At 40.1% G+C, this 13,074-nt stretch carries 7 protein-coding genes; all 7 read right to left on the reverse strand.

Features of this window, described 5'->3' with window-relative positions:
• Positions 1 to 19: 19 nt before the first annotated feature.
• The 7 genes from ACX9NY_RS19310 to ACX9NY_RS19340 all read right to left on the reverse strand — a co-directional run bounded on the left by ACX9NY_RS19310 (position 20) and on the right by ACX9NY_RS19340 (position 13,073).
• Entirely contained in the window at positions 20 to 3,793 is a 3,774-nt protein-coding gene (locus tag ACX9NY_RS19310) for an SDR family NAD(P)-dependent oxidoreductase (RefSeq protein ID WP_472474490.1), read from the reverse strand.
• 36 nt (positions 3,794 to 3,829) lie between these two features.
• Positions 3,830 to 4,990, reverse strand: coding sequence for an ACP S-malonyltransferase (locus ACX9NY_RS19315; protein ID WP_472474492.1), 1,161 nt, complete (start codon positions 4,988 to 4,990; stop codon positions 3,830 to 3,832).
• Positions 4,991 to 5,005: 15 nt separating this feature from the next.
• Positions 5,006 to 6,481, reverse strand: coding sequence for a condensation domain-containing protein (locus ACX9NY_RS19320; protein WP_472474494.1), 1,476 nt, complete (start codon positions 6,479 to 6,481; stop codon positions 5,006 to 5,008).
• Entirely contained in the window at positions 6,462 to 8,069 is a 1,608-nt protein-coding gene (locus tag ACX9NY_RS19325) for a non-ribosomal peptide synthetase (protein ID WP_472474496.1), read from the reverse strand. Before ACX9NY_RS19325 ends, ACX9NY_RS19320 begins: the two co-directional genes overlap by 20 nt.
• 14 nt (positions 8,070 to 8,083) lie before the next feature.
• Positions 8,084 to 9,223, reverse strand: a complete 1,140-nt coding sequence (locus tag ACX9NY_RS19330; RefSeq protein WP_472474498.1) for a condensation domain-containing protein — start codon at positions 9,221 to 9,223, stop codon at positions 8,084 to 8,086.
• Entirely contained in the window at positions 9,204 to 11,861 is a 2,658-nt protein-coding gene (locus ACX9NY_RS19335; protein WP_472474500.1) for a condensation domain-containing protein, read from the reverse strand. The genes ACX9NY_RS19330 and ACX9NY_RS19335 overlap by 20 nt, the downstream gene beginning before the upstream one ends.
• A 105-nt stretch (positions 11,862 to 11,966) precedes the next feature.
• Positions 11,967 to 13,073, reverse strand: a complete 1,107-nt coding sequence (locus ACX9NY_RS19340) for an ABC transporter permease (protein ID WP_339239653.1) — start codon at positions 13,071 to 13,073, stop codon at positions 11,967 to 11,969.
• Position 13,074 lies beyond the last annotated feature (1 nt).

Consider the following 13,074-nt stretch of genomic DNA (forward strand, 5'->3'; position numbering starts at 1 on the left):
ATCGCCTCTTTCATGATTATTATTTATTGAGAAATGCCAGCATCTCTGCTGCATCATAATGACCATCACTTTGTTCTGTCACTGCCTCCTGGTTGTCCAGCTGATTGATAAGATCAACCTGACCCTGTATCGTTGCAATAGAGAACAATGTTGTTACATCGAATTGTCCAGGAAACGCTAGATTCAATTCATCACATAAATGTACGATTGTAATAGAGTCCCCTCCTTGTTCAAAGAAACTAACATTATGGTCGTAATCATCTTCACCAAGAGTTCTCCCCCATGCAGCAACGATATGATCTTTAACACGATCAGAACCCGTGTATACCTTCTCAGTTTGTTGCTTCTTGTGAATTTTTGTAACAGGACTGAAGAGAGAAGAATATTCATCTGCTGTACGTTTTAGCTTAAAGAGAGCAGCCGACTTGGCATTCGATTGAATGAACCGATTTAATAATGGAATGCCCTCTGCACTGGTTAATTTCTCGAAATAATAATCTTCCATTCCTGCTGACATACCTACATCCTGCCAACCCGTTAGATTGAGAACTCTTACATTCGTATTCGTTAAGGGCAAGCCCGATTGATATGCATTAGCCATGGAATACTCCGCTTGTCCCATCGCCCCAATTACACCCGCTAGTGAGGAAAAATGAATGATCTCTTGCACTTCTGAGAAATACATTCCCAACAGATGTGAACCTTCTATTTTACTTTTTGTTTTCGCACAAAACTCATTCCTGGACTTGTTAACAAACAATCCCTGAGCCGGCTCACCTGCAAAGTTCAAAATATAATCAAGTTTGCCATGATACTGAGCAGCAAAAGAAGAAACTTCATCCTCATTAGATATATCCAACTTGAGATAACTCACATTATCTCTTGATGGCAGACCATCCCACACGGACCTTCTTCCCGCAGCTATGATATGGATGTCAGCATATCGATCAGCCAAATCTCTTGTGTATGCCTCACCAATTCCAGAACTGGCCCCAACGATCAGTACAGTCTTACCTTCGGAGAATTTGTCCCGGGATGATTCATCCACTTTCAAACTCTTCAAACGCAGGATATAGAACTTACCTTCCCGGTGAATAATATGTTGCTCCGACCCATAGTCAACTCGCTCCACATCCGTTGAATATGTATGATCTGTATCCACAACAATAACTTCACTATTCACTTCCAGTCTTAAGGCATAGGCACCCATGGCTATGGAACGATTTAACGCATTCATTTTGGGATACTCACTCTTCTTATCTGTGTATCCTAAAACTCCTGAATTTACGTAATAAAACTTTTTCATATGCAGGATTTTATTTAAACTGATTAGCACTTTTCCAAGGGTATACGTCTCATCCGCAACACGATCTATCTCTGTATAATTCCGGTCCCACAGGTATACGTACTTTAACATATCTTTCTCTTGAAGCCCTATCGCCTTCTCGTTGATTTCTGTTAGTTCCGTAAAATAGACTATTGGACTATCAAGTTGAAGTTGGGAACGCAAGGATTCATGTACAAAATGGATCGCTTCGGATGGACTGTACGAATGTTGTGTAAACGTTGCAGGTATAATCTCTTCTTGCTTAAAATATGAACTCGATTCTTCCTTGTTAAGAGCATTTTTCACTTTATAATGATCAGCAGATAGAATAAGATTCCACTGTCCATCGAACAAATTAACATTAAGTGATAGGATGATGTTTCCTCGTTCATCCATGGTGCGATCTACTAATTCTATTTCCGAATAGAACTCTTCTCCTACAAGTTCAAACTGCTCAAAACGGATATCGCTCCAATACCATGGAAACACAATCTGTTCCGGTTCAGCCATTCGGTTTAGAGCATTGAAGGCAGGATCGAGAATGGAGGGATAAAAGCTATACATTGAGAATTCCACTTTGTACTCTGAAGGAGGTCTCAGCTTAACTACAGCTCTTGTATGTTCTTGATTAGTCCATAAACGATCTACTACATCCCATCTTCGGGATACAGCAATATCTTCTACTCCTTCGCCCCCAACTTGGCTTGTTACAGCGACTTCCATAAGTTCTCCTGCTTCTATTCTCTGATCCAGCACTGTAGCCGTTCTTCTTATCGGTTTGTGCAATGAAGATTTATCATGTAACTCAAACTGTAGCCAAGTCTTCAACACACCAGCAGTCGTATATGTTACAACCACCTTTAAGGTTTTCTTATCCAGTTTGAGTAGAATCGTCAGAGGGCCATCTTGAACCGCCATCTGATTCATAATGTGAAGACCATTAATGTCATAGTGCTCAAGAGTGTATGGTGTACAACCTAACCCCTGGGCTATCATTTCAAAAATACTTGTACCCACAAGCAGATGTTTTCCATTGAACTGATGTTCACGAATCTCCCATTGTCTTTTACTGTGTAAAGGAAACTGCACGATAAGCCACTCATCCGTTTCCAAGCGCTGAAGATCATCTTGTACTGTGAATGAATTTTCATCCAATGGGAACCAGTAACTCTTTAAATTCAATGGCAATTCCTTAACTTTGGATGGCACCGAACAGCTATATTGTTGAAGAATAACGTGAGCATTTGTACCCGTCATGCCGAAGGAACTAATACCTGCAAGCGCATGTTCTTCCAGCGGAACAGACTGATCCGGAATATAGAAAGCTGATGTTTCAAAATCAATCTCCTCATTGGGAATCTGAAAATCCGGATGAGGTAACACAACGCGGTTACGTAAAGATAAGGCCGACTTAATCAATGAGAACAATCCTGATGTTACATCCAGATGTCCGAAATTGGACTTACATGCTGTCAGAGCAATTTTCTGTTTTGTTTTAACACGTTCTGAAAAGTAATTACTCAGGCTCTCAAATTCGATCGTGTCTCCGATAGCCGTCCCCGTACCGTGTGCTTCAATAAATGCCAGCTGCTGCATCTCATCCTGAAGGGGAGCCCATGCCTGTTCTATCAGTCGTTCTTGCGCATCCGGGTTAGGCGAAGACATATTCATCGTTTGACCATCGTTATTCATGGCGTAGCTGCGGATCAGACCATAGATAAAGTTACCATCCCGTTCTGCATCCTCCTTCCGTTTGAGAATTACAGAACCTACGCCCTCTCCAATGGATGTACCTGTGCTTCGATCATCAAAGGTACGCGTCCTAGCATCTGTTGCCAAAATGTCTACCAATTTATCGGACTTGTACCCCGGCTTAACATAAAGATTAGAACTAACGACTATAGCCTGATCAATAATCCCTTGTCTAAGATCATTTGACGCTTGAATAATAGATACCAGTGATGATGAACAGGCCGTATCCGTCATTATGGAAGCACCACGTAAGTCATAGATATATTGGATGCGACTTGATATGGTCGAGTTTAGCATCCCAAGCAGATCCGGTTTCAACTTACGCTGCTGCAACAATAATTGATATTGATATTGCTGTGTGGAGTTCACACTTGCATATACACTGGTTTGTGTACCGCGGATCTGCTCAAGACAACCCGCATCATTCAGTGCCCGGGTGGCTGATAACAGGGTCAATCTCTGGTTAGGATCCATAAAATCAGCACTTTTTTGTGCGATGTTGAAATATTTATGATCAAATTGATCGATATGTTCAAGATATGAACCTGGCATGAATATGTCCTCAACCAGTTCACCAATCTGTGCATGCCTGTTAGTCGGAAATTTCCCCACAGAAATTCGCTTGTCACGTATTTTATTCCATGCATCATTCATATTCCCACACCCTGGAAGCGTAAGGTCCATACCGATAATGGCAATATCTCCTATACTCAATCCTTTTCCTCCTCTCCTTGATCAGCTTCCAGGAATTTATCCCGCTTTCCAGGCTAATTTGTTACGATAATGCATGATTTGTTCCTCTGGAACTTTTTTGGTCCGAAGAATGAGCTCCAACAAGGATAACGTTTTTTCTACATCCTCAGCCGTTGCCTCTTTTCCAATCTGTGATTTGATCTGGTTATATCCACTAATCACAATATTTTCATATGCTTCCGAATCTTCATTATTATTTTTGGTCGAGACAATAATCCCTAGTGCTCGCGAAAAGACACTGTAGTGTTTATTGACTTCGATGTCGTCTTTCAGTTCATTACTAAGCTTTGAGAGTTGCTCTTCGTTGTGGAGGGCGTGCACTTGGACCTGATTTCCAAGCATTTTGACAAACATTCCGTTCGGGGATAAATCAATGAATACTTGAATGCCCTGCTTCACTGCATAATCTACAGACTGTGTCCAACAGACGGGATTTACCATCTGACTGGATATCCCCTTCTGAACATTAGAAGGCTGATACGGTCTTGCGAATTCGTTGCTAATGACTTCAGTACTCCAATATGGGTTAAACGAGAAACTGTTCAACTGATTGTAAACTTCGTCTGCCGCTGCCTGCATGTAATGAGTATGAAAAGCGCCACTGACTCCTAAAGGAACAGACTCTACCTTGTTTTGTTTGACGAAGTCCTGCAGATCAGTCTTCTTACCCGCAATGACCGTTTGCTTAGAAGAATTATAATTGGCTATATAGATATCTTGTCTATCGCTCAACCACGATTCAACCTTCTCCGGTGAAGCAAACACAGCTGTCATACCCGTACTTTCTTGTGTATCAATTGCTTTTTTCATGGCAGTTCCTCGCACATCTACCAGTTTTAATCCCTCACTATAGCTTAGAGCACCTGCAATGGTTAGTGCTGTAATCTCACCCAGGCTGTGTCCAAGAACGATGCTAGGATATAAACCCACATGTTCCCGGTACAATTGATAAATGCACATGGACCCTACATAGGTTGCCAATTGTGCTTTTCGTGTGTCTTGGCTTAGATCAGAACAGAACCACTCTCTGATCGGCTCCTGCAACTGTGTCTCTGCTTGCTCAATCCATTTTAGTGTTTGTTTATTTTTCAGCCATGCTTCCTTTACTTCCTCGCTAATTTTAGTTCCTTGTCCTGCCAACATTAATGCAATTTTCATATCGAGTTATCCTCCTTATAATCGTTCAAGAATTTTATGTGTCAGCATCTCGGAAGTATAGTGATTAAAGAAATCACTTATTTTTAGATTCACTTTGAATTGTTCTCGTATTCTTTTTTTGAACTTTACCAAGAGTGTCGAATCCATACCGAGATCAAAAAAGCTCTCTTCTGCATGTACAGTCTGTTCATTCAGCAATGTGCATACCATCCCGGATACCTCTTTGTATATAACTTCATAGTTATCTTCTCTTAAGATAACGTTTGGAGAAGCGTTATCTCCATCTGTCTTAGTTTCATCTTTCAAACGTAACATTTGATCCAGCCCTATTTCCGTATCAGCGTATAATGCATGGACATTACGACTAAAAATAGATAACAGTTGTTCCATGTCTTCCGAACTATATTCGCTGGATATCATTGTTATATGAAGTTCATTCAGTTGTTTATATATCGAGAAGTGAAGACCATATTTTTCATCGCGATATGTCTCGATTTCATGGAGTGTTATTGCATGCTCATGACTAAGCGTAGTCTCGATCAGACTTCCTGATTTGTAGTCAAATATGATATCCCGAAAAATGTTCATACATTTCATGGACTCCCGATATCTCACAGCATCATAATGGCTGCTCGTTGTCAGATCCTTGAATATCTGTTGTTGAACTTCTGCAGTGAGTTGCTCCACGCTTGAATAATTCTGTGTATCAAACCTCTTATGAAAAGGAACTAACTGAACAAAGTTTCCAAGTGCTCTAAAATTGGTCTGATTTCTACCCAGATACGGATAAGCCAGATACACGGAGTTATGGTTCAGCCAGCCGGCTACACTGATTGCAAAAGCAGTCAGACATAAAGAGAAATCCGTGTATTTGTGTTTGACCATACTCCCCAGTTTCACAGTTTCACTTCGATAGTTCACATGCTCAATCTGTTTGTTGAGCAACCGAGATTTAAATCCTTCATATTCTCCAAAATCAACTGTATTACGCTGTGAGTTAATATTAGAATCCGTATGTTCTTCCACCGAACTGCATTGGAAGGCCAATGGCTCATCCGAGAGATATGCTGCAATTACATCTTGCAAAAAAAGATTAATACTTAAGCCATCAAGTAATGCATGATGTACATTAACAAAAAGGTAATCATTGGTTTCATCAGCCACCTTACATAATACAATTTTGACTAACTCTTTATCTTCCACCGATATCAAGTGAGCATCGAGCATTGCTTGAGGTTCAAACTTAGACTGTGAGCAAATTTCAATTGTAGGTACTTCTGCCGTGATCCATCTCTCAATGTCAGAAGCAATTCGATAGGAAGTCCGGAAAATATCGAATTGTTCAAAGTATAATGTAAGCAGATTATACATTTTGGCAACATTGAGCCCTTCCCCAAACTTCACAATCATGGGAATATTGTAAGCCGTAGGATTCAGTAAACTGCTATTAATAATTCTTTTTTCACTATCACTAGCCGGCTTTGACATCATTCACAATCTCTCCTAAGGTGCGTGTAAATAGCATATCCAGATCTATCGGATAACCCTCTCCTCCTAATTTCCAGATGACTTCCATTGCTTTAATAGAGTCACCACCCAGCTCCAAAAAAGTCTTACTCATGATTAGCTCACTTTGGAGTACACTTGTCATTACTTCTGCAACCTTGTTTACACTATTGGACTCCTGATCTTTATGTCGGTTCATTGCTTGCATGTCTGTTTTACCATTGTTATTCATCGGGATTTTTCCCACCACCTTAACTGTTGGTATCATATAATCTGGCAGTATATTGCGAAGATGCTGACGGAATGGTTCGAGTTCGATCATATCCGTTACAAACAGGTACAGCCGTGTACCATCGTAATGAGCCAAACACTCTTTATTTAGGCCATAGTTGTATGCACAACGTTCAATCTCGCCAAGTTCAATCCGATATCCAGAGACTTTAACCTGCCGATCTGCTCGCTCGACATAGTTCAATTCCCCTCCAGCACTCTCATAAACAACATCGCCTGTCCGATAATAGCGTTGCCCCTCCCAGTACGCAAACGCCTTTTGGTTCGCTTGATCGTTGTCGATGTAACCTCTCATCAAACCTGAGTCAGATAACAATAATTGTCCTTGTTCTCCACGGTTAACCGGTATGCCACTTTCATCCAGGATGAGAGAATTTCCCTGGTCAAACATCTTCCCAATCGGAATCTCTGTTTCATCCCCAATTACCTTATATCGGGTGGCAAAGACTGTAGTCTCCGTTGGGCCATACACATTGTACACATTGCAATATTGCGCCGCTTCATGCAGATGTTTGATGGAAGCACGTTCACCCCCCGTTAAGATGAGTTGCAACTTGCTCAAGTCCTCCACACATTCTTCAACATATAGATTAAACAATCGTGTTGTCAGAAATACCGTATCGATCTCTTCCAAAATCTCTGGGAGGATATCAAAGTCTAGACTATCATCCTTACTTACCATTCTAAGTGTCATCCCATTCAGCAATCCGCCAAAAATTTCGTAGACGGATGCATCGAATTCAAGAGGAGCAAATTGACCAATTACATTGCCTTCGTAGAATTCATTTTGTCTCACAATTTTTTCAATAGATCGATCTTCAATAGCTACAGCCTTAGGCTCGCCAGTTGATCCAGAAGTGAAGATAATGTATAAAAGACTGTTAGCTTGGCGAGAAGCTTGCTGTACCCCCAATACGTCTTGTACCACATTTTGACGGGCACACTCTTGCTTCTCTATTTCATTAAGACTACGAAGTACGACTTTGCCATTCACTTTAGTACGCATTTTATTTTTGCGATGATTCGGATAGTCTTGTGGAATGACGCAATATGCAGCCCCCGCTCGGACAACTCCAAGCATGAGAATGATCGCCTCCAACTTATCCTCCGCCTCAATAGTTACCACATCTTCATTGGCTATTTTTTGCCACATTAAATGTTCTGCTACCCTGGCTGTCAGTATATCCAATTGACCATACGTCAGCGTCTTTGAGGAATCCTTAATCGCAATTTTCTCCTTATGCGTATTGAAACTCCACTCTAATTTTTCTAATACATTCAACAGAAATCCCCCTTTCAGACAAGACAGTTTTTCAGCGTTGTATCCATTAGATCTAACATAAATCGAATTTGCTCTTCACTGTATTGGCTTGGATTATATTCAATTTCGATCTGTGCGTTACCATTCACTAGAAAAACACGGATGTATAGTTCAAATTTGTTTAAGTTATCCGCAGGAATATATTGAAAGTATCTGAACATATCTTCTTCATAGGAATAGACAACTGGATGATCCATGTTACATCGTGTTGGTGGTTCCATGCTCCGCTCTGCAAACGCACTGAGATTATCCAAAGAGATCTGTTTGATCGTTGCTAAAATGTCGCGTCCCCTAACAATTCTTCGGGACTGCATCTGTACAAAACAACCAATCTCATGAAATGCTCCCATACTCATACGCCAATTACCTATAGTTCCATACACGCTGCCTGTGCAAGTCTGTTCTAATACCGATTCCCATAATCCTTGAAAAACTGAATTTCTGGTTACTTTCAACAAGGTTGAAATTTTCTCAATATGTTGAAATTGTTCAGGTTTCAATTGTTTTATTAGACGTTCCAAATGACCTTTTTTAGTTGTTACATGCATATTTTGTCCAGATAGCCTTAAGAATTCTTCCTTAGTAAAAGAAGACTTGTTGGTTTGTAACTCATTAATTCGTTGGTAAAAACCAAAGTCGCTATCTGGTGAATTCCGAGATCGCCCTGCAAGGTGATCCATAAACATAGATTCAAAGTTTCGAATTCCCCATCCGTCAATACAGATATGGTGAAATTCAATTAGTAAATACATCTTTTGTTTGTACTCTGCGAATTGAGTTCTCCAGGGATATTCTTTGGTAAGATCGATCATTTCTTTCCTTTGCTTCAAATAAATTTCGGGATGTTCATCTAAATAGATCTGCGGAATTTCAAATTGATGTGGATCCAGGCGGTGATAAACTTGATTAAACATTCGGTGCTCCGCATCATAGGTATACCGGGTCTGTAAGGTTTGACACTCCTGTATTGTTATTAAAAGAGCAGTGCAGACCTCCTTAAGACTAACAGGTTCTGGAATTTCATAGATGAATGGCAAACGATACACAGGCAATTGATTGCAGATAAACATTTTTCGTTGTATATATGTCAGTTCGCTAGATTGAAGAAGGTCCATCTGATGTTACCCCTCCTTCAATATCCATAGGAATTATCTGAAACTCCCTCAAAGCTCGCTCAAAAGTAACCATTATCCGTCTTTCTTCTTCTGAGTCATATACGTTACTATCGATATACACACTCAGTTGGGAATTTGAAAAACCTCTACGCAGCTGAACGAAAATTTGAAACTTGGATAATCCATCAAATTCAATCGTTTCATCAAATATAGATGAATCCTCAGGCTCTTCCCCTTCTTGCAGTGTTTGAAAAACAACACGAGGATAGGAGAGATTAAATCCATGTTCATTCAAATCCATTAAAGATACCGTTTGGTTCATTCTTGCAATATAAAGGCTGTTCTTCAGAATATCCGAATTCGTAGTAGAGAAGAACAAAGGTAAGACTCTGGCAAATGAACCAATGACCTGACTGGTTCGTGCTATAACACGCCCATGATAGACAGCACCAATATATCCCTCTTCGTAATCAAAATACCTGGATAATGAATAATGGACTACGTTTAGTATCCTTAATTCTGTCTCTTCGAAATTCGGTATGCCTATATCCAGGTTCCAGTGATATGGATGAAAGTATCCACTACCAAGAGAAGATTTACCCGGATTGTGGAATTGTTTGTACGGAAGAAGACTTTCCCATTGCTTGAGGGCTATAGAGGTAGCATGACTGTACTCCTCTGCCAATGAAGCATATTGCGAATATACAGGTTTATGATTGTTATAACACTCTGTTATCTGATCTTTTAGGATTTGAATACCCATATGATCAATAAGTATATGATGAATATTGAAGTACAGATACATATCTCCTGTAGAATTCAAATGAACAAGTTTGAAGTCCCATAATTGTGAGTGAGGATGTATACGAAGTGTTTCTTGATCTCGCTGTAGATCGCTTAAATCTCCTACATCCACCCATTCAATATGTACCTGCTGCTGAGGCATTACTGAAGCTATAAACTGGCCATCCTGCATTTCAAATGAAGTGAAAAAAATATCATTTCCTTGAATAACCTGTTCAATAGCTTCCTTAACCCTTTCCATATGGCTGGCTGCCTGAGACGTTAGACGTAAAGCATAACTTACATTGTACATATCCGTATTTATGAAACGAAAACTATCAATAAAGATTGTTTTCAAAAAGCCAGGAAGATGATAATGATTAGGGTTAGTCGATTCTGGTCCATCCTCCCGTTCTGAAATGGACTTTTTACTGAGTTTTTGTTTCAATTCTTTAATTGTAGAAGAAGTATAAATATCATGGTAAGACAATTGAACGTCATAGTACTCGTAGGCATCTGTAATGATCTGAGCAATCTCGAAAGAGGTGATATCCGTATCCAGTAGATGATCTTCTTCGTTATATCGCTCAAACAAAAGTTGGAGTGTAGAACTCCGCTGAGCTTTATCAGCACTAATAGTGGCGCTGTTTTTTGGCTCAACTTCACCTTTTTTGATACTTACTTCCTGCCCACTCATACTTAACTGCTCATCGAGATTAATACTATTCAATTCAAGTACCATCTCTCCCAAACAATCACATACGCCCTTTACTAAGGTGTTATCGTAACGAAACTCCATATACAGACCGTCTTCATATTCATTGAATTGGGTATGGTTATCATATTTGTACAAATAATCTCCCAAAGCAAAGGTTGAGAACACTTCAGAATGGGCAATTGGATCTGACATTCGTGTATAAGAGACGACCAAGTCAAAACCCTTCACGCCAATAAGATTCATATATTCCTCATAAGTTAATGCACTTGAAGATTCAATAGCCACAAAAAAATTCTTGAACAGAGCTTTGGCGTTATCCTTGTAACTCAGCTGTTCTGACAGCTGGAATGAATACGGAACAACATCTGTATAATTACCAATCTGATTTTGTTCTGTCTGATGATTCCGCCGTGATATAACTATCCCGAAACGGGATTGCCTACGCTCCGTTGCAAGAGCTATTGCATATAATATGACACCAAATTTGGTAATCCGGAGCTTTTGTGCCAATGATCCTATGGCTTCCCACACTTGTAATGACAATTTGACTTTTCCATAAACGGGATCTTCCAATGGCTCATGAGCAGAGAAATGGGATATGGACTTAAAGGATTCGAAATAGTCATGGAGCATCGATGAATCTTTTTTTCGAATTGTTAGGGACCTCTCTGGCATATCGTACAGACCAGTAGGAACAGAGAACTCACCATGAAGCACTGAATATTCCAATGCGGTCATGAACTCGTTCATCGAATCGCCATCAAACACCAGATGATGGATAAGAAATTCAATTCTGCACTCCGCTTCATCTATATAGTATTTTGCCAACCCTTCTCCCTCAAAAACATCCAGTTTGACATCCCGAAGAGAAATATGACTTCTAAATGAATTAGGCGTGTTTAGCCTGGAACAAAAAGCATATTGGGACTCCTTCTGTACAATGGTTAATCCTAAAGCTTTATGGCCTTTCATTACTCGTTCAATAGCATCAGCTATATTACAAGCCGCCCACTTAGAATCATATTTCACGGTGAAGAATATATCGTAGTTCTTCCGATGTTTCTCGGCATACAGAATTTTTTCGTGTAGAGATGATAGATTGGATAATTCGATGGTTTGCGCAACCTGAATGGTCAAGATAATCCGTCCTCCGATCTCCATCGTGTATCCCCGGCATCTCCCTTCAATTCGAGGATGTACCGGGAAAACGAGGTTCTGCTATATTATATACGCTGGAAGAGCTTAAATATCTTCCGTTCTCACTCTTGTCAGTAGTACAAAAATAACCGCAGCACAGACGAACAAACTGATAATATGCACTGTAATCATGCTACTGTTACCTGTAAACCCACTGAACATCTCATTGTTCAACTCTGTAATCCAATGGGTAGGCAATACACTTGCAATCTTTTGCATGCCTTCAGGCATAATTGAACTTGGCCAGAGTGTTCCGCCTAACATCGCCAGAGGAAGCGATACTACGGTAATAAGCAACCGCCCGGTAGACATTTTGGTTGTACGACTTACAAGCAGTAACCCAATACCTGCCGCGATCATATTGAGTAATCCATACGCCAACACGAGCAATAGAAGTTCTCCGAACGATAAAGACAGATCAATTTGGAAAACTCCGGTCATCAGAGCAATCATAAGTATAAATTGTCCTACACCGATAACTGCAAACACACTTACGGTCTGCACATAGTAGCTCAATTTACTGCTCGCTGCCAGTAATAAACGCTGGGTCGTGGTATGCACCTTATCACCAAGGAATAACAGTGTATTGGTCATTGTAAGGAACATAATGATAAACACAATCATATTGAATGAACTCGTTAATACCACCGCATTAGGGTTTCCAAGAATCTTCTGTTCCACTTGTATTGGAGCTTTGGTTGCTGCAGCTTCTTTCATACCTGCGGTTAATGATTCTTCACTGGTGGCATTTTTGGCCAATGTTTTTAAAACAGAGAATACACTATTCAGTTTAATCTCCAACGAGTTTGAATTGAAATTCTGCTCATTCACGTAACTATTCACCTTGAGCAGATCCGGATCATTAAATATGTCCTGAGTGCTTGAAGGGAATACAATTCCCAGATTGGTACTATGATGAATAGCATCATCTGCCGAAGCTGCTTGAGTAATGGTGACATTCTGCTTCTTCAGCATATCCGTGATATAAGAATTCACAGCTGAATCTTCTACATACATCGTAAGTGTGACCTTGGTTGCTTCCTCATATTGCGCTACTACAGAATACGTAAATACAACTGGCAACAACAAGATTAAGATAAAGGTAAGTTTTCGCTTGAAAATACGTCTTAAATACAGTTCGAATACCCGCATC

Source organism: Paenibacillus sp. CB74, from assembly GCF_055687625.1.